General features: G+C 72.2%; 25 protein-coding genes. 4 read left to right on the plus strand and 21 right to left on the minus strand.

The window, feature by feature from the left end; genetic code table 11:
• Window positions 1–54: 54 nt before the first annotated feature.
• The 4 genes from ACFV2J_RS04175 to ACFV2J_RS04190 are packed head-to-tail and all read right to left on the minus strand — an operon-like array spanning window position 55 to window position 4,274.
• The gene (locus ACFV2J_RS04175; protein WP_385090638.1) at window positions 55–1,053 is read right to left on the minus strand and encodes an aldo/keto reductase family protein; all 999 of its coding nucleotides are present in this window, start codon (window positions 1,051–1,053) and stop codon (window positions 55–57) included.
• Between the two features lie 13 nt (window positions 1,054–1,066).
• Entirely contained in the window at window positions 1,067–1,708 is a 642-nt protein-coding gene (locus ACFV2J_RS04180) for a 2OG-Fe(II) oxygenase (protein ID WP_385090635.1), read from the minus strand.
• Window positions 1,705–3,315 (minus strand): MBL fold metallo-hydrolase, encoded by a 1,611-nt coding sequence (locus ACFV2J_RS04185; RefSeq protein ID WP_385090632.1) that lies wholly within the window; start codon window positions 3,313–3,315, stop codon window positions 1,705–1,707. The genes ACFV2J_RS04180 and ACFV2J_RS04185 overlap by 4 nt, the downstream gene beginning before the upstream one ends.
• Window positions 3,312–4,274 carry a class I SAM-dependent methyltransferase gene (locus tag ACFV2J_RS04190; RefSeq protein WP_385090629.1) on the minus strand — a complete coding sequence of 321 codons (963 nt, stop codon included), beginning with the start codon at window positions 4,272–4,274 and terminating at the stop codon, window positions 3,312–3,314. Before ACFV2J_RS04190 ends, ACFV2J_RS04185 begins: the two co-directional genes overlap by 4 nt.
• A 141-nt stretch (window positions 4,275–4,415) precedes the next feature.
• Here ACFV2J_RS04190 and ACFV2J_RS04195 point away from each other — a divergent pair, with 141 nt between their 5' ends.
• Complete coding sequence (locus ACFV2J_RS04195; protein ID WP_385090626.1) at window positions 4,416–4,979, plus strand: histidine phosphatase family protein; 564 nt, start codon at window positions 4,416–4,418, stop codon at window positions 4,977–4,979.
• A gap of 96 nt (window positions 4,980–5,075) precedes the next feature.
• Here ACFV2J_RS04195 and ACFV2J_RS04200 read toward each other — a convergent pair whose 3' ends face one another.
• The 12 genes from ACFV2J_RS04200 to ACFV2J_RS04255 all read right to left on the minus strand — a co-directional run bounded on the left by ACFV2J_RS04200 (window position 5,076) and on the right by ACFV2J_RS04255 (window position 17,579).
• Window positions 5,076–6,260 (minus strand): phosphotransferase, encoded by a 1,185-nt coding sequence (locus ACFV2J_RS04200; protein ID WP_385090623.1) that lies wholly within the window; start codon window positions 6,258–6,260, stop codon window positions 5,076–5,078.
• A gap of 12 nt (window positions 6,261–6,272) precedes the next feature.
• Window positions 6,273–7,337: an aKG-HExxH-type peptide beta-hydroxylase gene (locus ACFV2J_RS04205; protein WP_385090620.1), complete on the minus strand. Its 1,065-nt coding sequence runs from the start codon at window positions 7,335–7,337 to the stop codon at window positions 6,273–6,275.
• A gap of 32 nt (window positions 7,338–7,369) precedes the next feature.
• Window positions 7,370–8,338 (minus strand): hypothetical protein, encoded by a 969-nt coding sequence (locus ACFV2J_RS04210; RefSeq protein ID WP_385090617.1) that lies wholly within the window; start codon window positions 8,336–8,338, stop codon window positions 7,370–7,372.
• Between the two features lie 13 nt (window positions 8,339–8,351).
• Window positions 8,352–9,524: a radical SAM protein gene (locus tag ACFV2J_RS04215; protein WP_385437246.1), complete on the minus strand. Its 1,173-nt coding sequence runs from the start codon at window positions 9,522–9,524 to the stop codon at window positions 8,352–8,354.
• Between the two features lie 77 nt (window positions 9,525–9,601).
• Window positions 9,602–10,603 (minus strand): NAD-dependent epimerase/dehydratase family protein, encoded by a 1,002-nt coding sequence (locus tag ACFV2J_RS04220; protein WP_385090614.1) that lies wholly within the window; start codon window positions 10,601–10,603, stop codon window positions 9,602–9,604.
• 64 nt (window positions 10,604–10,667) lie between these two features.
• Entirely contained in the window at window positions 10,668–11,786 is a 1,119-nt protein-coding gene (locus ACFV2J_RS04225) for a phosphotransferase family protein (protein WP_385437248.1), read from the minus strand.
• Complete coding sequence (locus tag ACFV2J_RS04230; protein ID WP_385098295.1) at window positions 11,764–12,915, minus strand: hypothetical protein; 1,152 nt, start codon at window positions 12,913–12,915, stop codon at window positions 11,764–11,766. Before ACFV2J_RS04230 ends, ACFV2J_RS04225 begins: the two co-directional genes overlap by 23 nt.
• Window positions 12,912–13,796, minus strand: coding sequence for a glycosyltransferase family 2 protein (locus tag ACFV2J_RS04235; protein ID WP_385437250.1), 885 nt, complete (start codon window positions 13,794–13,796; stop codon window positions 12,912–12,914). Before ACFV2J_RS04235 ends, ACFV2J_RS04230 begins: the two co-directional genes overlap by 4 nt.
• Window positions 13,793–14,461: an AAA family ATPase gene (locus ACFV2J_RS04240; RefSeq protein ID WP_385090168.1), complete on the minus strand. Its 669-nt coding sequence runs from the start codon at window positions 14,459–14,461 to the stop codon at window positions 13,793–13,795. Before ACFV2J_RS04240 ends, ACFV2J_RS04235 begins: the two co-directional genes overlap by 4 nt.
• 26 nt (window positions 14,462–14,487) lie before the next feature.
• Entirely contained in the window at window positions 14,488–15,849 is a 1,362-nt protein-coding gene (locus tag ACFV2J_RS04245; RefSeq protein WP_385090170.1) for a protoporphyrinogen/coproporphyrinogen oxidase, read from the minus strand.
• 115 nt (window positions 15,850–15,964) lie between these two features.
• Window positions 15,965–16,120: a hypothetical protein gene (locus ACFV2J_RS04250; RefSeq protein ID WP_159765597.1), complete on the minus strand. Its 156-nt coding sequence runs from the start codon at window positions 16,118–16,120 to the stop codon at window positions 15,965–15,967.
• A gap of 199 nt (window positions 16,121–16,319) precedes the next feature.
• Window positions 16,320–17,579, minus strand: a complete 1,260-nt coding sequence (locus tag ACFV2J_RS04255; protein WP_385090173.1) for a nucleotide sugar dehydrogenase — start codon at window positions 17,577–17,579, stop codon at window positions 16,320–16,322.
• A 257-nt stretch (window positions 17,580–17,836) separates the two neighbouring features.
• Between ACFV2J_RS04255 and ACFV2J_RS04260 the strand changes: the two genes are divergently transcribed.
• A complete protein-coding gene (locus tag ACFV2J_RS04260; RefSeq protein WP_385437253.1) occupies window positions 17,837–18,538 on the plus strand; it encodes a hypothetical protein in 702 nt (233 codons plus the stop codon).
• 9 nt (window positions 18,539–18,547) lie between these two features.
• Here the strand turns inward: ACFV2J_RS04260 and ACFV2J_RS04265 are convergent, their stop codons facing one another.
• From ACFV2J_RS04265 to ACFV2J_RS04285, 5 genes are read right to left on the minus strand one after another with little or no spacing between them, the layout of a single operon-like run.
• Entirely contained in the window at window positions 18,548–19,360 is an 813-nt protein-coding gene (locus ACFV2J_RS04265; RefSeq protein WP_385090178.1) for an ABC transporter permease, read from the minus strand.
• Window positions 19,357–20,124 (minus strand): ABC transporter permease, encoded by a 768-nt coding sequence (locus tag ACFV2J_RS04270; RefSeq protein WP_385437256.1) that lies wholly within the window; start codon window positions 20,122–20,124, stop codon window positions 19,357–19,359. The genes ACFV2J_RS04265 and ACFV2J_RS04270 overlap by 4 nt, the downstream gene beginning before the upstream one ends.
• Window positions 20,124–21,149 carry an ABC transporter ATP-binding protein gene (locus ACFV2J_RS04275; RefSeq protein WP_385090184.1) on the minus strand — a complete coding sequence of 342 codons (1,026 nt, stop codon included), beginning with the start codon at window positions 21,147–21,149 and terminating at the stop codon, window positions 20,124–20,126. The genes ACFV2J_RS04270 and ACFV2J_RS04275 overlap by 1 nt, the downstream gene beginning before the upstream one ends.
• Window positions 21,143–21,928: a hypothetical protein gene (locus ACFV2J_RS04280; RefSeq protein ID WP_385090186.1), complete on the minus strand. Its 786-nt coding sequence runs from the start codon at window positions 21,926–21,928 to the stop codon at window positions 21,143–21,145. Before ACFV2J_RS04280 ends, ACFV2J_RS04275 begins: the two co-directional genes overlap by 7 nt.
• Window positions 21,925–23,142, minus strand: a complete 1,218-nt coding sequence (locus ACFV2J_RS04285; protein ID WP_385090189.1) for a M16 family metallopeptidase — start codon at window positions 23,140–23,142, stop codon at window positions 21,925–21,927. The genes ACFV2J_RS04280 and ACFV2J_RS04285 overlap by 4 nt, the downstream gene beginning before the upstream one ends.
• A gap of 433 nt (window positions 23,143–23,575) precedes the next feature.
• On the opposite strand from ACFV2J_RS04285, the gene ACFV2J_RS04290 reads away from it, so the two are divergent.
• Together ACFV2J_RS04290 and ACFV2J_RS04295 are read left to right on the plus strand one after the other, a co-directional pair.
• Window positions 23,576–24,619: a hypothetical protein gene (locus tag ACFV2J_RS04290; RefSeq protein ID WP_385090191.1), complete on the plus strand. Its 1,044-nt coding sequence runs from the start codon at window positions 23,576–23,578 to the stop codon at window positions 24,617–24,619.
• A 91-nt stretch (window positions 24,620–24,710) separates the two neighbouring features.
• Window positions 24,711–25,651 (plus strand): JmjC domain-containing protein (locus ACFV2J_RS04295; RefSeq protein WP_385437260.1); only part of this gene is annotated, 941 nt, incomplete at its 3' end.

Raw genomic sequence — 25,651 nt, forward strand, 5'->3', positions numbered from 1 at the left:
TGGCGGCCGGCCCAGCGGCCGGGAGCGAGGACGGGCGGACGGACCCCGCCCGGCTCAGCGTCCGCCCGGACTGGTCGTGAGGGCCGGGTCCTTGAGCGCCACGGGATCGAGGACGGCGTCCACCGCCTCCTTGAGATCCGCGTCCAGAGTGATCTCACAGGCCACGGCGTTGGCGGTGATCTGCCCGGGTTCGGCGGCTCCGATGACCGCGCTCGCCACGTTCGGTTCGTGCAGGACCCAGGACAGCGCCAGGACGGGCAGCGGGAGACCCGCCTCATGGGCCAGCGGCAGCAGACGCTGAACCCGTTCGAGGATGTCCTCGCGCAGCACCTTCTCCATGAAGTGACCGCCGAATCCCCTGGTGTCGGTGGCCCGGGACCCGGGCGGCGGCGGCCGCCCCGGCAGGTACTTCCCCGTGAGTACGCCCTGCGCGAGGGGGGAGAAGGCCAGTTGGCCCAGGCCCAGTTCCCGGCAGGCGGGGATCACCTCGGCCTCGACGACTCGGTGCAGGGCCGAGTACCGGCACTGGTTGGAGACCAGCGGTACGCGCAGTTCACGGGCGAGGGACTGCGCGGCGCGGATCTCCTCCGCCCGCCACTCGGAGACACCGATGTAGAGGGCCTTGCCCGAGCGGACGACGTCGGCGAAGGCGGTCATCGTCTCCTCCAGCGGGGTCCCGTGATCGAAACGATGGGCCTGGTAGAGGTCGACGTAGTCGGTGCCGAGCCGGCGCAACGAGACGTCGATGGTCTCCATGATGTGCTTGCGCGAAAGGCCCCGGTCGTTCGGCCCCGGGCCGACCGGCCAGTACACCTTGGTGAAGATCTCGACGCCGGAGCGGCGCTCGCCCGCCAGGGCGCGGCCGAGGATCTCCTCCCCCGCACCGAACGCGTACCCGTCGGCCGTGTCGAAACTGGTGATGCCGCAGTCCAGCGCGGCCCGTACGCACGCGAGGGCCGCGTCGGCGTCGATCTGCCCTCCGTGGGTGATCCAGTTCCCGTAGGCGATCTCACTCACGTGCAGGCCACTGCGGCCCAGCCGCCGGTGCTTCACGGTGTGCCTCCCGTCATGCGCCGTCCTCCGGATCCGTCCAGAAGTGCACCGTGACGGTCTTGCGGGTGCCGGGCGGCGATGCCCGCACCGCCGAAATGCCGTGCAGGGAACGGGCTGTCGTCTCGATGAGCACACTGCGGCCGAACACGGGCAGGATCCTGGCCGTCGGCTCCCCTCCGTCGGGCTCGCCCAGTTCGAGCCACCCGCCGTCCTCCGGCCGCCAGCCCTCGCTGAGGTACGTGAACAGCGAGTACCGGCGCAGCCGCCCGGTCTCGGGATGCCGGTTGGAGCCGACGTGCGCGTGATGGACGGCGCCGTGGCCCGCGAGGCGATAGCTGCCCCAGTCCCCGTCCGGCTCGGTGCGGAGGCCCTCGACGCCCGTCACCTTCGCCAGGAACGCGGCGAGGTCGTCGCCGAGCAAGGCCGCACACACCTCCCGCAGGGCCGGACCGGCCAGGCCGATGTCCTGCGAGTGCCAACGGGGGATGCCGGGTTTCGCCGTCATCACGGAGGTGTCCGGATAGGCGTCCGCGGCGGCCCGCAGTGCCTCCCGGCGGAGGATTCCCTCCCAGACGTAGTGGGGGAAGGGGTCGGCGCGGAAGCAGGGCGGCGTCGCCTCGTCCAGTTGCCGTTCCATGGCCGCAAAGTCGATCACTGCTGTTCCTGCCTTTCTCGGGGACGCCGGGCGGCGTCCGACGGGGTGTCCCGGTCCGGGGTTTCCGGGGTGACGGCGAGCCGCGCCCGGCCGTTGGAGCAGGCGCCGTCCGGGAGGGCGAAACGCCAGCCGTGCTGGGGGCAGACCACCGAATCCAGTTCGGGGTCGTAGTCCTGCGGGCCGAGTCGCGCGCCGAGGTGCGGGCAGGTGTCGGACACCAGGTAGGTCCCGGTGCCGGCCTCGAGCCGGAACTCACCCGGTTCGCGGTCCTGGGCCGTCCGGTCGAGGTACTCGGCCAGGTCGTCGGGTGCGCTGCACCGCAGCACCGACATCAGCTCCTCGTTGTAGGCCCCGATGCCGGGACGCCAGGCCTCGAAGCGGAAGGAGAAGAAGAACTCCTCCCAGCTCATGCCGCCGTCGAGGATCTCCGGCAGGAACCGCGAGGGAAGGGTGAACCGGTAGTCGTGAGGGTCCGCTCCCGGCCCGCTTCCCTCCCGGATCCGCAGGGAGCGGAAGTCGACGAGCCAGAACCCTCCACCCGGCCCCTGGACGTCGAAGGCGACGACGGCGTCGACGGCCCGGCACAGGCTCTCGCCCGCCGCGAACAGCGCGGCGAAGTGGGCGGCGAACGCCTCGTAGAGACTGCCGCGCGGTTCGGGGTGCCGGGCGAGCACCTCGGCGATGGCGGGCGCCCGCCTGCGGGCGTAGTCCGCCGTGTACGCCGGCAGGTCGTCCCAGTCGAACTCCTCCCGGATCTTCGGGTCGGGACGCAACTCGCCCGTGGCCACGTCGAGTTCGTCGCCCGGCAACGGTGCCGTGGTGCGCTCCGCCAGGTCGGGGTGTTCGCGCCCCAGCCACGCCAGGAGTTCGGGCGGTGTGGTGAAGACGGACGACTCCGCGAAGAAGTGCGGGGCGAGGTCCGGGTCGAGCAGGGCAGGCGGCCCGGCGAACGCGACGGCGCTGCGCGGGTTGAGCGCCTGCATGTAACGGGTCCAGCGGCGCATGGAGTTGACCTTCTTCCGCTCCGCGGCCTCCACCTGCTCCCGCTCGGGGAAGGAGTAGGCGAACGGGAACCACGTGGCACCCGAGAACTGCGCCATCACGACGTCGACGCGCGGATGGAGCCGCCGGATGGCGCGCAGCTGGTCGCGGTCCACCTGGCAGTCGTTGAGGTTGACCACGACCTGGCCGGTGACGGTGTCCTCGATGACGAGGGCCGAGTCCTGGTGCCGGGGTGTCGGCGAGTGGATCAGACGCAGACGCAGTGGCCCCGCTCGCAGGACCTCCTGGTCGCGCAGGAGCACCGGAGCCGGGCCGCGCAGCGAGGCCACGAGCCGCTTCCAGCTCGGCAGCGGGTAGTCGGGCATCAGCAGGGTGACGGACGGGTCGAGGGCGTTCAGCACCTCGGCGTCGAAGTGGTCCTGGTGATCGTGCGAGACGTACACATGGGTCGCGTCGTGCGTCAGGGGGGCGTACGGGCTGTTGTCGGGGAGTTGGTGCCAGCCCGAGAGGAAGGCGCCGTCGGAGGTGAACCACGGGTCGCAGACCAGTCTGACGCCGTCGGCCTCCACGAGGGCGCCCGCGTGCCCCAGGAACGTGATCTTCATGACTGCCTCCACGGAGGTGAGTGGTGTGTGGGGGTCGGCCGCTGGGCCACGACGAGGTGCCGGGCGAGGTTCGGATCCGAGGAGTCGGCGAACGGCCGTCCGACCAGGGTCACTTCGAGCCCCGCCGAGGAGAGCTGGGCGGCGAGCCGCTCGGCGGTCGGCACGTGCAGCACCGAGTGGAAGACCTCTGGCGGGCCGGCTTCCGGGTCCTCGCCCACCGCGATGATCCGATGGCCGAGCAGCGCTCCGCCGTCGGCGACGAAGCCCTCGCTGAGCAGCAGGTGCGGGCCGTCCCGGAAGACCGATCCTCCCTGACGGCGGTGGACTTGGCGGCCCTCGTCGAATCCCCGGACACCGTCCTCGGCGAGCCGCAGGTCGAGGACGACGGTGCCGCCCCGGCGCAACTGCCGTACGAGGGTGCCGAGGAGGGACGTCAGCTCCCGCGGGGCGAAGAAGTTGGCGGCGTCGTAGGTGAGCAACAGGGTGTCGTACGTGCGGCCGGCCGGTGCCAGGGCCGGGTCCAGGGCGTCGCCGAGCAGGAAGCGGATGTCGTCCTGCCCGGCGAAGCGGCTCCGGGCGTGCTCGACGACGGCGGGGCCCGCGTCGATGCCGACGTAGGAGGTCATGCCGTGGCGGCGCAGGGCGGTCGTGTAGTGCCCCGGTCCGCACAGCGGGTGGTGCACGCGGCCGGGCCGCCAGTCGGGCAGTGCCGCGCGCAGCCAGGCGAGTTGGCGTTCGACGACGGCCGGGGGGCGGGAGGAGTCCGTCGTGGCGGTGTCGGTCTGCTCCCGCAGCAGGCGGCGGCTGAACGCCGCGTCGCCGTAGGGAAGGGAGGGCAGCGCGGCGATCCGGGCCCGTGTCATGCCGTCGAGGTCCGGGAGTTCCGGCCAGAGGGACGGGGCGCCGTGCGCGAGAAACTCTCCGGTGATTTCCTGCGGTGTTCTGTCGACCAATTCCATTCCGACTCCGTTGTCCGCGGCGCCGCCGCCCTTCGCTCGCATTCCCGTTCAGGCTGTGCGGACGGAATCCCGTGGTCAACGATTTTGCGGATACCCGCTAAGTCTTGGACTCCGCCGACGGGCCCGGGCATGATGCGCCGTATGTTCGACAATGCGTGCACGGTTGTGCTGGATCTGGTCCCCCATTGCTCCTCCTCCCCGCGGGAGTCATGGAGCGGTCACGACGATCTGCGGCCGCTGAGCAAGGAGGGGATGCGGCAGGCCGACGTCCTGGCCGAGGTGTTCGGAACGGGGGTCGACGCCGTGTACAGCAGCCCCGCGCTGCGCTGCCGCCAGTCGGTCGTCCCGCTGGCGACGGCCTCCGGTCTGCCGGTGGTGGACGAGGACCGGCTGCGGGAGGCCCGGGGGTTCGGCGAGCCGGCGGCCTGGACGGAGGGTGTCTTCACGCCGATCGGTCCGTCCCTCGGCGGCGCGTGGGCCGCGGGCCGCGCCATGGGTGCCCTGGCGGACATCGCCGTCCGTCATCAGGGCGGTCACGCGGTCGCCTGTTCGCACGGCGACGCCATACCCGCCGTACTGGCGTATCTGGCGGCGGCCCACGACTGTGCGCTGCCGCGGATCGTGGGGCGGGGCAGCTGGTACCGCCTGCGGCTGGAGGGCGGGCGACTGTCCATGGAGGGACTGCGTCCGACGGACACCGTCTGAAGCCCTCGCGGCCGGCAGGCGGGCCCGGCAGGCCTGACGGGCCCGGCCCTCGGGCTGGGCCCGTCGAGCAGGGCCGGCAGGCGGAGCCGGCGGGCCTCACCGGCGCGCGAGGTCCCGCAGGTCCGGCTGAGCCGCCTCCAGCAAGGCCGTCATGACGTCGGCGCGGCGCCGTGTGTCCGGGTCCTCCGCCATCTCGTACCGGGACGCGCCGTCCCGGGCGAGCAGCCGCTCCGCCAGCCGGACCAGGGGAAGTCCGAAGTGGTACGCGGCCACGAGCCGGAACGCGAGGGCGACGGAGTCCGGGTCGCACGGACCGCCCGCCGCCGCCGTCCCCGCGTGGTGGCGGGCGGCAGCGGCGGCGCCGAGAGCGAGCGTGTCCTCGGGCCCCAGGCGCGCGGCGGCCGCCGACGACAGCACGAGGGTGGCCAGGTCCTCACCGGCGGGGCCGGAGCCCACCTGACCCCAGTCGACCGCCACCGTGCGCCCGCCGGACCTGAACAGGTTCCGCGGGGTCAGGTCCCGGTGCACCAGCCCGGCCGGCAGGGACCGCAGCGTCCGTACGGCCCGGTCATGGCCGCGTGCCAGTGACCGCAGCGCGGTGACGGCCGCCGGGGGGAAGAGCCGGCGCAACGCGGGGTCGGCGCCGGTCGCGGCGTCCGCGACCCGCTCGATCAGGGTGAACCGGGCGTGCAGGGCGGCCTGTTCCACGAAGGGCCTGCACCACCACGGCCGGTCCGCGGGCCGCTGCCGTTGCGAGCGGGCGTGGAAGCCGCCCAGGGACTCGGCGGTGTCGAGCAGTTCACCGGCCGCCCAGTCGTCGCCGGGTCTTCCCTCCACCTTCTCGAGCCACAGGCGGATCCGGTCCCCCGGCATCGGCACGATCCCCAGACACCGGACGGCGGCGAACCGGCCGTCGGCCGTGCCCGGAAGCGGAGAGGCGAGGGCCAGTGCCTCGCGCCGCCAGTACGCCCAGTCCCCCGGGCCGTCGCCCCCGTCGTCGATCTGACGGGCCAGGTCCCGCCGGCTCGGCTGCCAGCGGCGGTGTCGGACCTGTTTGAGCACGGCCTCCCACGGGTGGTCGCCGTGGTCGGACGAGGCCGTTCCGCGCACCACGTACAGGCCGTCACTCGCTCTGCTCCAGCTCTCGTAGCCGATCGGTTCGCAGCTGAAGTCGCGCACGTGGGCCGTGGGTTCCGCGAGCAGGGTCCGCACCGGTTCCCGCAGGTCCTCGATGGTGAGACCGGGCGGTGTGCCCGGGTTGCGGTAGGGCGGGCCCGGCATCGGACGCCGCCCTCAGACCGCGCGCCGCGCGTCGGCGACGGCGGCCCGCAGATAGGCGCGGAGGCGGTCGCTGCGTACCTGGTCGAAGCACTCCAGGGCCGACGCGTGGCCGATGTCCAGCGACTCCAGTTCGACCGCGAGCCGCCGACGCAGCACGGCTGCCAGCGGGGAGCCGTCCTCGTCGGCCGGCTGGATGCGGGAGAGGTAGTGGATGACGTTCGCGAACGCGAGGGCCGCGTGCACGATGCCGAACACCGGGCGGTCCTCGTTCTTCCACGGTGAGTGGAACCGCGGTCCGCCGTCCTCGAAGACCACCCCCTCGGCCGCGAAGGACTCGTTCAGCCAGGAGTGCGTGGCCTCGTGGACGAGGGTCTCGCCCAGGCGCAGCGGTTCGTCGGTCCAGTTCAGCACGACGGTGCTCGGCAGGAAGTCGAACGTGTAGCTGCGGCAGGTCGCGCCCAGCGGGACGGTGCCGGTCCGGATGACGACGGCCGTGGAGGAGCGCAGCACGTCGCTGCCGACCGCGAGTGCGGCGTCCACGGCCTCGTTCAGGGTCCGCGCGATCTGTTCCCGCTCCCCCGCGCTCTGCTCGGGCAGGGTGTCGAGGAGGTACATCTGGCTGCCGAGGCGGTCGTCGTCGACGGCGGCGCAGTCCGCGGCCCGTACCACCAGGACGGGGCCGACGGCCGTGGGAACCGCTCGGGCACGCAGCTCCGCCCGGTTCTCCCACAGCCGCACGGCCCGCCGGGCACGGTCGGCGTCACGCGTCCGCGCGGCGATCCGCGCCTGCTGGAAGGCGTGGTGCAGGACGGCGTTGTCGAAGGCGTCCGCTGCCCCGTCCGGGCCGCCGAGGTCCGTACCCGGCACAAGCTCGCGGAGACTGGCCAGGAGGGTGCGCGCGCGGTCGGAGCGGTGCTCCACGAGTCGCTCGGTGAGGTCGGTCCGCAGCAGCTCGGTGGACGTGCCGTCCTCCGAGGCCGCCGTTCCGGCGGTCTCGGCTCCGGCGGTCTTGACGGTCCCGGTCTCGACGGTCTCGTTCTTGAGGGTCCCGCTGTTGACGGTGTCGGTCTTGATCATGGTGATTCCCGGTCCTTTCGGGGCGGGCGCGGTCAGCGTACGGCGGTGGGGGCGGCCCACCGGCTCAGGTGCTCCGCCTTCTCGGCGTCCGTCAGCGGTCTGATCTCGCGGATGTAGTCGAAGGGGGATTTCACGGCGAACTGCCGCCGGTTCCAGCAGGGATAGGTCGTTCCGACGAGCTCGGCGACGATGCCCATACCGGCCGTCCGGCCGACTCTGTCCGGCAGTTCGGACCGCAGGGCGCGCAGCGCGTCGTAGATCTCCTGCCGGCGTGAGGACACCCGCGCCGTCGTGCCCCGCGGTTCCCGCGCGGCGAGCCGGTCGTACAGCTGGAAGGCGAGGGAGTCGGCGAGGACGTCGGCGAGCCAGTCCCGGTCCGCCGCGGGCAACGGGGCGGAGCGGGTGCCCACGGCCTCCTCGGTGCGCAGCCACTGCCTCATCCAGGACCGGGCGCCCTCGCGGAGCAGCGCCTCGGCGAACGCCGGCGGGTCCGTGCCGGGCGGGCCGGGACACGCCACGTCACACAGGTCGGCGATCCCGGCGGAGCGGGCGTCGTCCCCGAGCACCACGGCTCCGACGCCGAGGTCGACGACGTATCCGAGGCCGACGCCGTTCAGGGTCCGCCGGGCGTCGTCGGTGGCCGCACGGGCCCGCGGCCCGGCCCGCCGGAGCCGGAGCGGGCCGCCTTCGGCCGTGCCCTCCAGGACCGCGATCGCAGGGCCGTCCGGCGGGGTTCCGGGACCGGGGTCCGCCTCGGAGACGTCGAGGGCCACCGCCGGGCTGCCGGCGAGACCGGTCAGGGCACGGCCGAGTGCGTGGGGCGCGCCGCGGAGTGCGACGGCCGCCACCTCGTCACCGGCCGCCTCGGCGGCGCGCCGGGCCCAGGCGTTGCTGTGCGGCTCGACCCACAGCAGGAAGGAGTGGATGGCACGGCCGTCCAGGGAGGCGTTCCAGTAGCGGTTCTGTGTCTCGTCGTCGTCGATGACGGGAAGAAGGAACATCGGTTCCGCCCTCTCAGGCCGCGGCCGGCAGGGCCGCGGCGACATGGTCGATGACCTTGCGCCGGTAGTCGCAGTAGTCCTCCTCGAAGCCGGTGCCCTCGAAGCGGAGCCGGTCGGGAAGGGCACCGCCGCGGCACGACGCCTCGTGCGAGCAGCCCGCGCACTTGTTCAACAGGGCCGACAGGTCGGTGCGGAGCCGGGGGTTGCTGTCCAGCGTGAGCAGGTCGTCCATCCCGGTGGCGGTGTCCACCGAGCCCAGCAGGGCGCCGGGCATGCTCAGTTCGTCGGAACTGCCGATGCGGCCGTCGGGGTAGAGCGTCACGACGAAGGGTTCCTTGCGGTCGCTGAAGCTCGTGTAGCTGGTCGGCAGCCCCGACAGGGACCGGATGACGCTGAAGAACGGCTCCAGTACGTACGAGCCGTAGGAGCGGGTCGACGACCAGTGCTCGAACGCCTCGATCAGGAAGTCGGCGTACTCGTCGGGAGTGGTCGCCCAGCCGGGCATACCGACGCCGTCGGGGTTGAGGATCTGCAGCGACTCGCGGTTGGGCGTCCGGTACTCCTTGGTCTTCACGTTGAAGTCCAGGCATCCCGAGAGCTTGACGACCTTCACGGCCTCGAACTTGCTGAGCGAGTCCAGCACCTCCGCGGCACGGCCGAGGATGCGGCGGGTGACCACGACGATGACGCCGACGTTGCGTCCGCGGGCGGCCATCATGTCGAGCGCCTTGGTGACCTTGCGGTACGTGGGGCGGTCCCGGAAGTCGACCCGGTGGGCGTTGCCCTGCTCGTCCCCGTCGAGGCTGATGCCGATCTCGATGTCCGGCCATTCGCTGTCGAAGAAGTCGAGCCACGCCTTGTCGAGGAGGATGCCGTTGGTCTGCATGGAGACCGTCACCGCGCCCTCGTAGCGGCGCAGTTCGGCGAAGAGTTCGCCCATCTTGCGGCGTCCGATGAGCAGGGGTTCACCGCCGTGGAGTTCGACCGCCAGCGGTCGCCCGTCGCACAGGCCGAGGAATTTCCGCAGCACCTCCGGCTTCAGCATGAGGGCATTGGGATACGGCTTGCGTCGTTCATAGCAGTAATGGCAGTTGATATTGCACATTTCTCCGGGGAGTTTGAGCATCGCCAAGATGGTTTCCCCGGGCGCCGGCAGCTGCAGTTCCATCGTGCGACTCCTCCGCATCGAATGTCTTCGGGAAGATTCTCGTGCTCTCTCATTTGCGTCAACGAAATACGGTTCTTCTTGCGCGAACCCGCATTTCACCCCGCGGTGGACATCGAGCCGGCCCGTCGCGCCTCTGCCGTCTTCCGTACGAGGGAGGCGGCGGACAGCCACTCGGTCTCGCCGACCGCCGCGGTCAGCCGGTCCAGACAGGGCACGCGGCCGGTCACGTCCGTGCGGCCGGGGAAGACCGACCCGTAAGGCACGTGGACGACACCGGCGGTGCTGCCGGTGGTGTCGAGGACCAGGCGGGCCAGGTCCCCGATGGAAGTCTCCGTGGTGGAACCGATGTTGAGGACGTTGCCGTCCGGCTCCCACGCGGCCTCGGTGTCGGTGAGCTCCAGCAGGCGGCGGGTGAACTGGTCGACGTCGGTGAAGCAGCGGCGCTGCGTGCCGTCGCCGTGGACGGTCAACGGCTCCCCGGCGGCGGCCTGTCGCAGGAAGGTCGGCAGCACCATGCCGTAACGGCCCCGCTGTCCCGGTCCGACGACGTTGAAGGGTCGTACCACGAGTACGGGCCGGTGGCGCGAAGCCTGCCGGCCGAGCCGTTCCATCTCCCACTTGCCGGTCGCGTACCCCGGAGTTCCGCTGTCGTAGGCCAGCGGGACGGCCCGGTCAAGGGGCACGTCCTCGCGCAGGGGGGCGGTGCTGTCGCTGAGTCCGTAGACGGCGGAGCTGGACACCAGGACGACGGGTGTCTCGCCGGACCGGTCCAGCACGTTCGCGGTCCCGTGGTGTCCCACGGCGTAGGCGTGGTCGGCCTGGCCCGTCGCCAGCCGCATGCCGACGATCCCCGCGAGGTGCAGGACGAGTCCGGTGCCGTGCGCGCTCCGCGCCACCGCGTCCGGGTCCAGCACGCTGCCACGGACGAGGGTGACTCCGGGGATGGACTCGACCGACTCCGGGCGCCCTGTCGTCAGGTCGTCCAGGACCCTGACCCGGTGGCCTGCCGCGGCCAGGTGGCGTACGAGGCGGCTGCCGATGAACCCGGCGCCGCCGGTGACCAGGACGGGCTGCGCCGTCGCGGTGGAGGACCACATACGAGCGTCTCCTTCGTGGGTGGGAAAGGGGAAGTGCCCTCGGGAGAGGGGAAGTTGTGGGTGGTCACCCGCGGTCGGCCTCGTCGACGGCCCGCGGCAGCCTCCGCGCCCACCACAGCAGCCGCGGTGCCCAGTCCGTCCTCTCCCGCGGCTCCGCCTCGTCGAGCAGGCGCGCGTAGGTGACGAGCTGGTTGAACGCGGCCACCGGCTCGGCGAGCCGCCACACCGTCCGGCACTCCTCGCGCGACATCAGCGGTGACCAGTGCGTGAAGTACCGGTCGAGAGCACGGGAGCGGGCCGCGGCGTCGGGACAGCTCCGCAGGGCCGCAGCGACGTCGAGGAACGGGTGGCCCACGCTCGCTTCCGCCCAGTCCAGGAGCACGATCCGGCCCGTGTCACGCTCGACGCCCCAGTTCCCCGGGTGGAGATCGCCGTGCACGAGGGTGACGCCGGGTGGTGCCGCCGCCAGCTCGGCGCAGAGCTCGGGGAGCCGGGCACACGCCTCGGTGAAGCGGGTCCGCTCCCGCGCGGACAGCGCGCCGGGCAGGGCGGAGGCCGCTCCGAAGAGATCGCGCCGGGCCGCCGTCGGGACCAGGCCGGCCAGCGCCTCCGGAGTGCGTGACCAGCAGCCCGTGGCGGCGAGTTCGGCCGTCCGCCCCAGCCAGTCGCGTTGCAGTCCGCAGAGGACGGCGAGGGCGCGGCCGCGTGCGTCCTGCGCAAGCTCCGTCCCCGGGCGCAGGTTCACCTCCCGGGTGCACCAGCCGTCGTACGGCTCTCCCAGTGCGACGACGGTGGGGACCGGTCCGTCCCGCCGGTTACCCAGCGCGGCCAGGACCCGGCCTTCGTGCGCCAGGGACGGGTGGGACCGCTTGTGGAAGACGACTCCACCGCTGGTCGCGCAGCGCAGCACCACCGAGAGCGTCCAGCGTTTGACGACCTCGGCCGGGCCGGTGCGCCGCAGCCCGGCCGAGGCCAGTTGGGCGTCGAGGGCGGCGACCGTCCGCGCCTCCCAGCCGGGCAGTCGCCACGGCCGGGCCACCGGGACGGTGCCGGTGTCGACTGCTACGTCGCCTTCGGTGCCGGTGCCGGTGCCGGTACCGGTGTCGGCGCCGATGCCGATGCCGGCGTCCATGGCGGCGCGACCGGTGCCGCCACCGGCGTCAGTGCCGGAAGAAGCGTTCACCGGTCACGACCCAGCTCATACCGTGCTCGGCACAGGCGTCCCGCAGGGCGTCCGCGTCCGCGGAACCCCGCGGCGTGACCAACTGCGTGACGCCCAGGCGGGCCGCCAGCTCGATCACCTCGACGAACGGGAAGTGGTTGTCGGCCGCGAGGGTCACCCCGGACAGGGGCGGTGTCCTGCTCCAGTCCGGTTCCCGGCCGGCGTCCTCCGCGTCCCGCAGCACCCCGGCGAACTCGGCACGGACCGAGGCCGTCAGGTCCCCCTCGGCGAGCCGCGCGCGCCACACGGCACGCTCCGCCGCGCCGACACCCTCGCGGAAGCGCAGGCCCAGGACGTCCGGGTGGTGGCGGCGCTGCCACGTACGGGCCCGGGCGGCGGCCAGCCGGGTGCAGTCCAGGCGGTTCTGCTGGCCCATGCCGATACCGATGGTGGCGCCGTCGACGACGAAGGCCATGGCGTTGGACTGGGCGTGCCTGACCGCCGTGACCGCCACGGCGAGGTCACCGGGGCGGCCGGCCGTGCCGGACTCGGTCCGCAGGCCGCCCGCGAACCCGGACAGCGGTGCCGCCGAGCGCGTCAGCCGCAGTCCCGCGGTCTCCAGGCTCTCCGGCGCGGGAGCGCTCCCGGCGGGCCGCTGCCCGGCGGGGTTCCCGCGCAGCACGATGAACCGGCCGTCGTTGAACCGGGACAGCGCCGCCAGTGCTTCCGGGGTGAAGTCGGGGGCGATGACACCGATGGCGTGGGCGAACAGGGGTGCCTCGGTAGTGACCGGTCCCGACACCGCGACGAAATCGCCGTAGGAACACTTCGGCGCGGTGCTCCGGGCCCGTAGGACGGCCCGGCCGAGGGGTCCGGACGGCAGCGGTCCCGCGTCGTGGAAGTCCTCGTCGCCCGGTGCGGAGGGGACACCGAGCGCGATGCCCGCGGGGGACGTGTGCTTGAAGGAGGCGCAGGCCTCCGTACCGGTGTGGTCCCGCAGGGCGCCGACCGCCTCCCAGGCGCCGAGCGCGTCCAGCACGTTGATGTACGACGGGCTGCCGTGCAGCAACTCGAAAGGGGGCTCTCCCGGGTCGAGCGGTTCCGCCAGTGCGGTCTCGTGCGGGTTCAGCCCTCGGGACAGTTCGATCACGGCGTCTCCGGCGTCGGGAGCGGGGTGGGGGACGGCAGCGGGGAACGGAGTGCGCCCAGGACACCCGTCTGCCAGCCGAGTTCCCACACCAGGGCGGAGGGAGCGGCTCGCGGGCCCGCGCGCGCCACTGCCGCGGGCAGGTCCAGCCAGTCCTTCAGGTGCGTGCGCCAAGTCGTCGGCGCGACGCCGTACGGGGCGTATTTCGCGCGTAGGGCGACGATGTCGCGGCCCTGGAACCGGCCGCGGCGGAACCTGCCGCGGTGGGTGCCGCGGACGCTGACGGACACGACGGTGTCGGCGACGCCGATGGCGTGACCGGCCAGCTGCGCCCGCCAGGAGATGTCGACGTCGGCGAGGGCGGGAAGGTTCTCGTCGAAGCCGTCGAGCTCGTCGAACAGCGCCCGGGAGATGCCCATGAGGCCTCCCAGGACATGCGGTTTGAAGAGGCTGGCGGTCAGGATGTCGCAGAGCTGGTCGGGCGGAGTGGCGCGCAGCACCTCGGGCGGGTTGAGGCGCCGGTAGTCGATGCCGGCGGTGACCAGCTCGGCCTCGTCGAGTGCCGCCGTCATCGCGTCGATGTGGTCGTCGGCGATCTCGTCGTCGGCGTCCAGGAACAGCAGACGGTCTCCGCGGGCGGCGCGTGCGCCGGTGTTGCGTGCGGCCCCGGTGCCGCCGCGCCGGGCGCGGGTGACGACGCGGACGTCGTCGGGCAGGCCGGACCGGTGGCTGTCGACGACACCGGCCAGGTCGTCGGTGGAACCGTCGTCGACGACCACCAGACCCCAGTCGGTGCCGGTGCGCTGGCGTCCGAGAGCGGCGAGCTGCCGGCCGACGACGTGCGCGGCGTTGTGACAGGGCAGGACGACGTCGACGCGGCTCACGAGGTCTCCAGCAGCTGACGTCCGGGCGTCGGAGGCGCGTCCACCGCACGGAACAGGTCCAGGAGCCGGCTGTCCTCGTGCGCACCCGTGGTGTTGCGGAAGACGTGCACCGGGGGAAGGTAGGGCGGCGGGTCGTCCAGCAGCAGGGAGCGGTACACGGTGCTGACCTTGTCGAGGGTGTAGCTGTTCTCGTAGTGCCGCATGCTCTTGCCGCGGGCGACGACCCGGTCCGCGGCCAGGCCGACCGGGACGTCGAGGTAGACGATGAGGTCCGGCAGGAGTGTGCCGCGCGCGTGGTGGCGGTCCAGGGTCTCGCGCGCCGGGATGCCGTAGAGGACCTCCAGGTACGCGGCGTCGCTGAAGATGTATCGGTCCGACAGAACGCTGCGGTCGCGCAGCAGTTCGCCGATCGCGCCGGCCTGGAGCTGCTTGTCGCGGAAGTACGCCTGCGTGATCTCCTGGTGGCTGTGCCGGTGGGGCCGGTCCTCGCGGACGTCGATGATGACGCGGGCCGCCTGCGGGTCGAGCCAGGAGTGCTGTCCGATGCGGGACAGGGGGCGCCCCTGGGCCCGCACGTGTTCGGCGATCAGCCGCGCGGTCGTCGTCTTCCCGGATCCGTCGACGCCCTCCAGCGCGAGGAAGCCGTGGTTCGTGGTGCTGGGCAAGGGGATCTCCCTGTCTGCTGTCTGGGTCATGTCGTCAGCGCCGAGCTGTCGGCCGCCCATGCGAACGCCTCCTCCATGACCTGGGACATGGAGGAGTAGGTCCACGTGCCGTAGCGGCCGAGCGGGGTGATGCCGCGGGAGGTGAGGAACCGGGTGGCCTCGGCGGTGGTGTCCCGGGCGGCATCGGTGAAGACGACGTAGCCCGGGTCGGTGGTGAACACGCTCGATCCGACGATCCGGCTGCCGGGGGCGAGCAGTCCCACCGCCTCGACGCCCCGCCGGACCTCGGCCACCAGGGCGTCGTCCGAGGCCCGCGGTCCCCCGGAGGGTTCGAGCACCTCGGCGAGCACGCCCCAGCCCTCGGCCGGCGCCATGTCCGGGTCGAACTCCGTCATGAACACGAGGCGGGTGAAGGGAACGTCCTCGCGGGTGTAGTACCGCCAGTGCCCGGTGTCGCGCGGACGCGGCCCGCGCACGGCGAGGGCCACCGACCGGACGCGGTTGCGGGGCAGGTTCCGGCACCGTTCGACCAGTGCGGCGGGTGCCTGTTCGCACAGCGACACGGTGGTGGGCAGCGGCAGCGTGGAGACACAGTCGCGCGTGTAGCGGAAGTCGGTGACGCCTTCGGGTGAACGGGTCCGTACGGTGCGGGTGTCCGGGTCGACGGCGGTGACGACGTGCCGCAGCCGCAGGTCGCTGACACGGTCGGCCAGAGCCCGGGACAGTACCTCCATACCGCGCCGACCCCCGTTCGTGGGACGGGGGTACCAGCCGCGTGCGTTGTAACCGGCCGTCGGCCGGGGGGCGTTCGCGCCGCGCTCGATCTCCTCGACGCTCGGCCGGGTCAGGTTCCAGTGGAAACCGGAGGCCGAGAGGCTGCTGAGCGGACGCTGCCAGAGCTTCCGGTTGTACGGGAAGAAGAACAGCTCGCACAGGGTGCGGCCGAAGGCGCTCAGCAGCAGCTCCTCGTAGTTGTCCGGTGAGGCCGGCTGCTCGTGCGCGGTCCGCAGGTCCGCGAGGCACGCTGCCCGTACTTCGGCGGGCAGACCGTGCAGGTTCAGCTGGACGGGGAACCGGGTCGCGCCCCGCGTGGTCTCGACGCGGGCGTCCGGCGGGCACGGCCGCAGTGTGTCGCCCAGCAGGGAACGCACCCGGGTCTCGACGTCGGGATGGCTGAAGTAGAGGAGGTGGATGACGCGATCGAACCAGTAGTCCCCGATGCGCTCGGTGCGCACCAGACCGCCGGGCCGGTCCTCGGCCTCGACGACGACGGCACGGTCACCCAGGAGGGAACCGGCGGCGAGCCCGGCCAGCCCACCGCCGAGGACGAGTACGTCGGACTCCACCTCACGGTCCGCACGGGCCGCCCACGGGGACGTGTTGAGCATGACGAGCCACCTCGCAGTGCGGGCAGGGGACGAACGCCGGCCACGAGTGCGGACCGGCGGGGGGAGCCGGCGGGCGGCCGCTGAGCAACCGCCCGCCGGTGTGGGACGACGCAGGTCAGACGGCGTCCGAGGTCTGCTCGGTGACGTGCTCCCACGGCTTCACCGAGACCGCGGACGAGTGAGCCGTGTCCTTGGCGCTGACGGATTCCAGGTCGTACGACTTCACGGCGTCGACGAACGCGTCGAAGGAGATCTCGTTCTTCTCGGACATGGTGTACCTCTTCCTTTTCTTGGGGGGAAGCGGTTGATTCCCTGAAATGAAATTACCAGCGACTTCACGAGGGAATCAACGAAATGCAGGTCCGGCAATTTCCGAAATACGCACCATGTATTTCCGCCCATGCGAACAGCCCGGCCGGCCTCCGTTTTCCCTCTCACGGAGCCGACCGGGCAATTCCACGCGCGGGATTTCAGAGATGCACCACGCGCGCGCCCACGGTCCGCCCGCTGGTGTCGAACAGCAGCGGCGCGGTGTCCGCGATGGCGGGGAGGTCGTAGTCGAGATGCGGTTGCAGCAGCACGACGAGATCGGCGTCGGCCAGCGCATCATCCAGCGAGGCGGCGGCGGCCACACTGCGCCCGTTCAGCCGCAGTGTCCTGAGGTAGGGGTCGTGGAACCGCACCCTGGCCCCGAGGCCGAGCAGCAGTTCGGCCACCGGAACCGCCGGGGAGCCGCGGCCGTCGGCGATGTCGGGCTTGTAGGTCACGCCGAGCAGCAGGACCCGGGTGCCGCGGACGCTGCGCTCGCGGTCGTTGAGCAGACGGACGATGCGGTCGACGACATAGGCCGGCATCCGGTCGTTCACCTCCTGCGCCAGCTCCGTCAGCCTGAGGGGGCGGCCCGCGGAGCGTCCGCTGAAGGCCAGGTATCCCGGGTCGACGGGGATGCAGTGGCCGCCCACACCGGGGCCCGGCGAGAAGGACTGGAAGCCGAACGGTTTGGTGCCGGCCGCGGCGACGACCTCCCACACGTCCACGCCGAGCCCGTCGCAGTACACCGCCACCTCGTTGACCAGCGCGATGTTCACCTGGCGGTAGGTGTTCTCCAGGAGCTTCGTGAGCTCGGCCGCGGCGGGGGTGCTGACCGTCACCACTTTCTGCACCATGCGTTCGTACAGCGCGGTGGCGGCCTCGGCGCACCGTGGGGTGACTCCTCCGACCACCTTCGGGGTGTTGTGCAGACCGAAGGCCGGGTTCCCCGGGTCGACGCGCTCCGGCGAGAAGGCCAGATGGAAGTCGTCGCCGACCACTCGGCCCGACTGCGCGAGGACGGGCAGCAGGACGTCGGTGGTGGTGCCCGGGTAGGTGGTCGACTCCAGGACCACGAGCGCTCCCGCGCGCAGCCGCGGCGCCACCAGGTGAGCGGCGTCGAGGACGGCGCTCAGGTCCGGCACGGAGCCGCGCAGCGGTGTCGGTACGCAGATGGTGACGGCGTCCGCCCCGGTGATGACGTCCGGGTCGGTGGTCGGGGTGAAGCCCGTGGCCAGTGCCTCGGCGATCTCCTCGTCGGAGATGTCGTCCACGTGGCTGAGCCCGCGGGCCAGGGTGCTGATGCGCGTGGCGTCGAGATCGAAGCCGGCGACCCGCATGCCGTTGCGGGCAGCCGCGACGACCAGGGGCAGCCCGGCATAGCCGAGTCCGACGACAGCGAGGTCGTACTTTCCAGCCACGGCCCCGACTCCTTCCGTGCGGAGGAAGAGGATTCTGCGATCCCACCGCGGATGCGGCACGTCCAGCAGGATGACCGAAGCGCCTATCCGACGACAAAGGAATTGCGGAAATGCGAACACGGAATGAGAAAGGGCGACGGGCGGCACTGCGTGAATACGCACTCTCGGGCCTCGCCAGGCGAAAGGGGCGCCGTTTCGGCTCCTCCCGCCGTTAGGATCGCCCGGTCACCGCAGGCAACCGGAAACGGGAGGTAATTTTGACACGTACCGAAGAGGAGACCGCGGCCTGGCCCGACGAGGCGTTCTCGCGCTGCCGCACGCTCGAACGACGGCCCCGTTCTCCGAATGTCATGCCCGATGTCACGGAATTCCTCGGCCGATGGAACGTCCCCGGCGCGTCTCGCCGCGGTGCCCGGCTGCGCAGGAGCGCGGACGGCAACATCAACACCGTCGGGCTGCCGGGCATCCACGAGGCCGACGATCTGGATCCCGCCCACCCCCAGTGGCGTGCCGCCATCGAGGAAGGCGTGTGGCCGCTGGTCGACACGCTGACCACGGGCGCCTGGCGGCTCGCCACGTACGACAGCTGCCAGGGGCACGCCTACGGCTCCCCGTCCCTCACGCCGGGCTGGCGCCGGGTCGGCGTCCTGCCGCGCACCCGGGGCGAGTTCGAGGCGGCCGCGGCGGCACTGTGCCGGTCCGCGCGCGCGGCGGCCCCGGACGTTCCCGCACCGGTGCGGGTCGTGCTCAGCACCTGCGACCTGACCTGCGGGCGGAGCGGGCACGCCTACCCCGTGCTCGATCTGGGGCTGGAGCCCGCGGCCGGCGCGGCCGTCGACGCCTACTTCGCGTCGCTCGACGCCGCGACCGAGGTCCTCACCGCCCGGCTGCTCGACCGGCGGCCCGCGCCGGACGAGCCGTGCGGCTGCGCCGGCGGCGGGCGTCTGCCCGCCCGCTGACCCCTGCCGTCAGCTGGACAGGTCCAGGGTGCCCGCCCGCCGGGCGGGCACCGCGACCAGCCACCGGAACGTCACGACGGCCGCGGCCAGCCACACCGCGCCGGTCAGCAGCGCGGGCAGGACGGGCGCGAGCACGTCCGGCGTCGGGCGGTCGTCGCTGAGGGCCCTGAGAGCCCTGAGCGTGTGCGTCAGCGGGACCGCCTGGACCACCGCCCCGACACCCCGGGGCCAGAAGCCGACCGGTACCTGGACACCGCAGAACGCCATCATCCCCAGGTAGGCGCAGTTGGAGACCACGTTGCGCAGCCGTGGCACGTTGACCACCACCACGGCCAGGAAGAGCCCGACGCAGTAGGTGCCCAGCGCGGTGAGCACGGTCAGCAGCACCACCAGCGGCACCTGGGAGACGCTCCACGTGAGTCCGAAGAACGGGCCGAGACCGAACAGGGCCACCAGCGCGGTCGCCACTCCGCTGACCGGCCAGTGCACACTGCGTCCGACGAACACCCACACCGGGTCGGCGGGGCTTGCCACCAGCAGCGAGAGCGTGCCGGCCCTGCGCTCCCCGCTCGTCGTCGCGACCACCGCCATGGTGTCGACGACACAGGTCATCAGCGCGTTGCCGAGCGCCAGGTAGCGCACCGCGCCGGGTTGGTCCGCGACCCGTCCCAGCCCGGTGAAGAACAGCACCTGGGCGAGCATCCGGCCGAGCCAGCCGAACAGCCAGCTCCGCCAGGTGTAGGTGGCCCTGAAGTCGGCCGCGGCGTTGAGGAAGCCATAGCGTACGAGGTGGAGTGCGGAGGGATACACGTCTGCTCTCATGTCTGCGTAAGGGTCCCGAGCCGGCGGACGCGGCGCAGCACGCGGTCCAGCAGGAACGCTCCGATGGCATAACCGGACAGCCCGAGCACCGCCACCACGGCGATCCGCGCGCCCGGCCGGGAGACCGCCGCGCCGTCCAGCGCGGACCGGAACAGGTCGGCGCTCCAGCTCAGGAACACCAGGCGCCCGAAGGGCCTGAGCCACTCCGGCAGGGTCGACAGCGGCACGAGGACCCCGCTGAGCAGGTACAGGGGGTAGTTGAGCGTGTTCTGCACGATGCGCGCGGACGGCATCAGCACGAAGAGCGAGGACAGGATGCTCGCGGTCCCGGCCATGGCCGCCGCGTTGGCCAGCAGCGCGATGCCCAGGACGAAGGGGTGCGGCACGGCGATCCAGCGGCCGAAGCCGAGCCCCGCGACGAGCCAGGCCTCCACCATGGCGGTGACGCCGAGCAGGCTGACCGCGCAGATCCGGCCCACGACGACCACCGACAGTCGGCAGGGCGTCGCGATCACCGCCTCCAGGGTGCCCTGGCTGCGTTCCTCCGTGATGAGTTCGCCCGCGATGCCGAGGGCCAGCGCCCACTGCCCCATGAGCGTCGGGGCGACGATCGCGTAGGACGTGAGGTCCGTGCGGCCGGAGTGCTCGGCGATCGACAGGAAGACCGCGGTGAACAGCGGTGCGGTGGCCCACACCTGCAAGGTGCCGGGTGAGCTCGGGGCGAGGCGCAGTTGGAAGCGCAGGGACGCCAGGAAGAGGGGCATCAGGTCACCGCCATACCCCGCCGGCCCACGAGGTGGAGGTACACCTCGCCGAGATCCGGGCGGGTGGCGCTGACCCGGTGGACGCCCGCCGCCGCGAGGGCCGCGAGGACCGACGAGGTGGTGGACGGCTGTTCCGTCTCGACCTCCACCCGGCCGGCCTCGTGCCGTACGGCGACGACGCCGGGGAGCGTCTCCAGCCGCGGCACCAGTTCGGCGGGCACCTCTTCGGCGACGACCCGCTCGTAGCCGGACAGCAGCCGGCCGACGGCGTCCGTGCTCTCGGTCATGATCAGCCGGCCCTGGTCGATCAACGAGACGCGGTCGCAGACCGCCGCCGCCTCCCCCATGTCGTGCGTGGTCAACAGCACGGTACGGCCTTCGCGTTGCAGGTCGCCGATGAGGGTGCGGAAGTCCAGCGCCGCCACCGGGTCCATGCCCACGGTGGGTTCGTCGAGGATCAGTACGCGGGGGTCGCCGACCAGTCCGCGCGCCAGGTGCAGCCGCTGTTTCATCCCCCGGGAGAACGTGTCGACGCGGGACTCGGCGCGATCCGCCAGACCCACCCGGTCCAGCAGTGTCGCGGCGCGGGACCGCAGTTGGGCGCGCCGCAGTCCGTACATCGCGCCCCAGAACCACAGGTTCTCCTGCGCGCTGAGCCGCCCGTACAGACCGCGGTCACCGCCGAAGACCAGTCCGATCGACCGTCTGACGGCGCGCGACTCCCGGACCACGTCCCGGCCGAGCACCCGTGCCGAACCCGTGGTGGGCTCCAGGGTCGTCGTCAGGATCTTGCACAGCGTCGTCTTGCCCGCCCCGTTCGGACCGAGCAGGCCGTGCACCTCGCCGGGCGCCACCCGCAGGCTGACTCCGTTCAGCGCGACCACCTCACGGGCCGGACGGCCGCGCCGGTCGGCGTAGGTGCGGCGGACGTCCTCGACCACGATGGCATCGGCAGGCGCGCCGCCGCCCACGGCCGGCCGGCCTGCTCCCCCGTGCACCTGGCTGTTCTTCTCGTTGCTCACCACGGGCTCTCCCAGAAACAGTGGTCGACCGACCAGTCGCCGGCCACGAGGGCGCGCAGCACGGATTCGGCGGCGCCCGAGGCCTCGGGCTCGTAGGGATGGACGACGTGACCGCACAGCGGGCGCCCCTCGGTGGCCCGTACGACGGCTGTCACGAGCGCGGCGACGGCGGGCCGTCGGCTGCCCGCGTCGTCCACCAGGGTGTCCACCAGCTCGGCGAACTCCTCGCCGGTCACGCTGTCCTGTTCGTCCGTCAGAACGGTGCCGTGTCCGATCGGTTCGCCGTGGAGCTCGGCGATGAACGACAGGCGCCCCGGGTCGTCCATGACGCCCGTGATGCCGGGGTGGCCTGGGTCGACCTCCTGGCCCGGGTAGGCGTTGCGGAACGCCTGCGCCAGCCAGTCGCGCACGCGAGGGTCGTCGGCGGGTGCCGCCGGACGGACGGTCAGGCCGGGCGGGGGCTGGGCGGAGCGGCCCGTGGGGGCACTTCGGTCGTGCCGCACGTACGTCAGCCGTGGCCGCCACGGAGCCGGCAGCCGGATGTCGCCGGCGACCCGCATCAGTATCGTGTCGGCCTCGTGGCCGCCGGTGCGCAGTACGTCGCGCAGCGCCTCCAGGGCGGCCGGTGAGGCGGGAAGCCGGGGGTCGCAGTACTCGACCAGGACCTGCCGTCGCCCGGTGAACGGATCGTCGCAGCGGTCGGCGACGAAGGTGAGACCGCCGGCTTCCTTGGTCAGCCCGGCCGCCGCGGCCTGCCGGAGATAGCCCTGGGTGGTGGTCACCGTGCCTCCGGCCGGACCACGGCCCGCCAGCCGCCGAGCAGGTGTCCGGCCGCCTCCCGCAGGTCGGCGGCGCTCACCGCGGCGATGTTCTCCACCTCCGCGGCCGGTGACCAGTCGGCCGGGCCGCCGCTGCGCAGGGCGAGGAAGCGCGCGCACTCCAGTGGGGCGTCGACGGAGGTGAGGATCCGCATCTGCGCCTGGCGGCGGGCGGATTCCAGATCGTCCGGTTTCGGTCCGTGGGTGGCGATCTCCTCGAGTGCCCCACGGATGACGGCGAGGGCGGCGTCGCCGTTTCCGGGGGCCACACCCGCCAGTACACGCCAGGCGCCCGTCTCGCCGTAGCCGCGGTTCCACGACTGGAACGCGTAGGCGAGGCCAGCCTCTCCGCGCAGCCGTCGGTACAGCACCGACGACGGGCTCGAACCCAGCAGCTGGGCGAGGACGTTGAAGTGGGGGCGGCGCGGATCGTGGTTGCCGACCGACCGCGCTCCCGCACAGACCCAGGCGAACTCCGACGGCCAGCGCACCGGTTGCTCGGCCTCGGGTTCGGGCAGACCGATCAGGTCGCGCCTCGCGGTGCCCAGCTTCGCCAGGGCCTCCGGCGGGACACCGGCGACGAGGGGGTCCGCACTGTCGGGGACGGCCGGACCGACCACGATCAGTGACAAGGGGGCGGTCAGCAGCCGGTCCCTGTGACCGGCCGCCATCGCCGCCACGTCGAAACGCTCGACGCTCTCCCGCGTGCCGCCCACGGGCCGGCCCAGTGCGTGGCCGGGGAACTGATGCGCGAGAAAGGCGTCCTGCACCACGTCGCTGGGATCGGCGTCCGCCGCCGCCAACTCCTGGAAGACGGCCTGCTTCTCCTGCGGCAAAGTCTTCTCGTTCCAGCGTGGCCGGAGCACCGCCTGCTGCAACAGGCCGGTGATCTCCTCCGCGTCGTCCGCGTGCACCTGGGCGTAGAACAGCATGCGGTCCAGACCGGTCTCCGCGTTGGCGTGCCCGCCCAGCCGCTCGACGTACTCGCTGAAGGACGGAACGGAGCCCACGGGGGCGGACATGAGCACATGCTCGAGGACATGGGCGAGTCCGCACTCCTGGGGCGGGTCGTCCCGTGAACCGTACTTGGAGGCGAGGCAGACGGTCGTCGTGCTCAGCCGTTCGTCGACGACCGCCATGACCGGCAGCGGCCCGTCGATGGTCCGGAATTCGTACAAGGAAAGCACTCTCCCTCAATGTTCCGTATAAGCGAATGCCGCCACACCAAGGTGGCGGCATTCCACTTCACGTGTCGGTTCAGCGGCTCTGCGGCTTCACCTTGTCGAGGCGCGGACGCAGGATGGAGGCGTGCTTCATCATGAATTTCTCCTTGGTTGGAGTTGACCGAACGGAAGGGACACTAGATCGCTCCGATTCCCCCGGCAACAGCTTCTTCCGTAATCCGCACGTGACGCGCCGGCTGCTCCGGAACTGCCCTTCCCATGCGCGGAGTCGAAGGTTTTCCGGAATCCGCATCCCGCCGTATCGGTGGCACTCCATCGGGCTACGCTGCTCCGAATTCCGGCGCGGTACGCGTGCCGCGGCGGGCGGACGACGGCACGCGTGTTCCGTGCCGCGCCGCCCGGCCGGTCAATTCTCTGGAGGTGCACCGTGGAGCTGTCACTGCCGACCGTGCGGGACGTCATGGGCGTGCCCCCGGACCTGCGGTTGGGGCTGGTCCTGGAGCGGGCCGCCCGGCGCGACCAGCGGCTGGCCGGCTCCGTGTGTTCGCTCGCGGCAGTCGAGGGCCACCGGCTCGGCCGGCTCGGCGAGGCACTGCTGGAGGTGGAGCTGGCGCGCCGGGCGGAGCACGACCGGATCATCGAACTCGTCCGCGGGGCGGGCCGCGCCGATGTCCTCAAGGGGGCGGCGCTCCAGGGGTATTACCCGCCAGGTGTGCTGCGGACCAGTCGGGATGTGGACGTACTGATGCCGGACGAGGGCGAGTTGTGGGCGGCGGTGGCGACCGTCGCGCGCGAGCGGCCGGTCGACGAGGCCCGGGTGAGCATGATCGTGAGCGGCGGCCGGCGGCACTGGGCGGTGGCCCTGAACTGGCCTTCCCCGGAGTCGGACCTGGACTACGTGTACGCGGTGGAGTTCCTCACCGCGGCATTCGTCGGCAACTCGACGACCGTGCCCCTGCGGGCGGACCGGCCGGACAACGAGAAGGCCGCGCACCTGCTGCTCATCGCGGAGGAACTGTTCCAGCAGCCCCTGCGCGGGCGGGACGTCGTCGACGTCGCGGTCCTGGTCGACGCGATGACGGAGCAGGACGTGACGGACCTGCACCGTGCGGCGGAACGATGGCTGCTGGCACCCGAGGTGCACGAGGCGGTGCAGCGCGTGAACACCGTTCCCGGTCTGACGACGGAGACCTCACGCCTGCTGGCTGAGCGGCTCGCCGACTCCGCCGGGCGCGAACGAGAGCGGCGCGCGGCGGCGGGTCCCGGGGACGGCACCATGGCCTCCGTGCACTACGGCCTGCCGCTCGGTCCGGCGCTGAGCAGCGACGGCCTCAGCGTCGAGCAGGACCCCGACATGACCGTCGTACGGTGCCCGGTGGGCGGATTCCTGATGGTCGACACGCTCTCCGTTCCCGCCGAACTGGCGCACGCCGCCCTGGAACGCTACCCCGAAGCGGTCCTTCCCGTATGACCGCGAAGAGCCGACGACCGCGCGCGAGGCGGAACGCGCCTGAATGGCGCGGATTCCGGTGACCGATCGCACCCGAAACGAAGGGACGACCATGTACGCGCCGACGCTCGCCCAATGGGTCGGGGATTCCGAGGAATTCCTCACCTCCTACTGGAACAAGCGCCCAGGAGTTTTCCACCCGGCCGAAGGCGGGTACAGCTCCTTCACCCTCGCCGACCTCGACCAGGCGATATCCACGGGGTTCTTCCGGGAGCCCTACGTCGAGATGTGGGACGGGGACAAACTCCCGAACAGGAAGTTCACCTCCGCCCGGAACGTCGCCCGAAGTACTCCGGGCGGATTCGCGGACGTGCGCAAGATCCACGACCTCCTCGACAAGGGGGCCACGTTGCTCCTGCGCTGCGTCGACCAGTGGCACGCACCCACCCGCGGTCTGCTGGCCGCCCTCGCCGCCGAACTCGGCCGGCACATCGAGGCGTTCTTCTTCGTCACCCCGGCGGGGCGCCAGGGTCTCCCCCTGCACCGCGACGACGCCGACGTCCTGGTGGTCCAGGTCGCCGGCAGCAAGACCTGGCACCTCCACGAAGGCCCCGCCGACGAGAACTGGCATGCGGGCCGGGTCACGGAGCAGGACGGCCCGCCCCCGGCCGAGATCCTCCGCACGACGCTGCACGTCGGCGACGTCCTCTACGTCCCCCGCGGCTTCGCCCACTGGGCCTCCGGGGACGAGGGACTCTCCGCCCACCTGTCCCTGACCGTCCGTGAGGTCGGCACCCCGGATCTGGTGGACGCGCTGCATGCCCGCCTCGCCGAGGAACTGGCGCTCCCCGAAAGGCCGTTGGGCCAGGAGGCCCTGACGCGCACGGCGGCCCGGCTGATCGCCCACGCCACCGCCCGCCTCGCCGAGCTGACTCCGGACGAGCTCGTGGACCGGGCACGGACCCACGGCATCGCCGGCATGCCGTCGGGGGGCCCCCCCCCGCGCGGGGGGCGGGGCGGGGGGGGGGGGGCGGGGGCCCCGCCCGCCCCGCC

Source organism: Streptomyces sp. NPDC059668 (assembly GCF_042734135.1).
GTDB lineage: Bacteria > Actinomycetota > Actinomycetes > Streptomycetales > Streptomycetaceae > Streptomyces.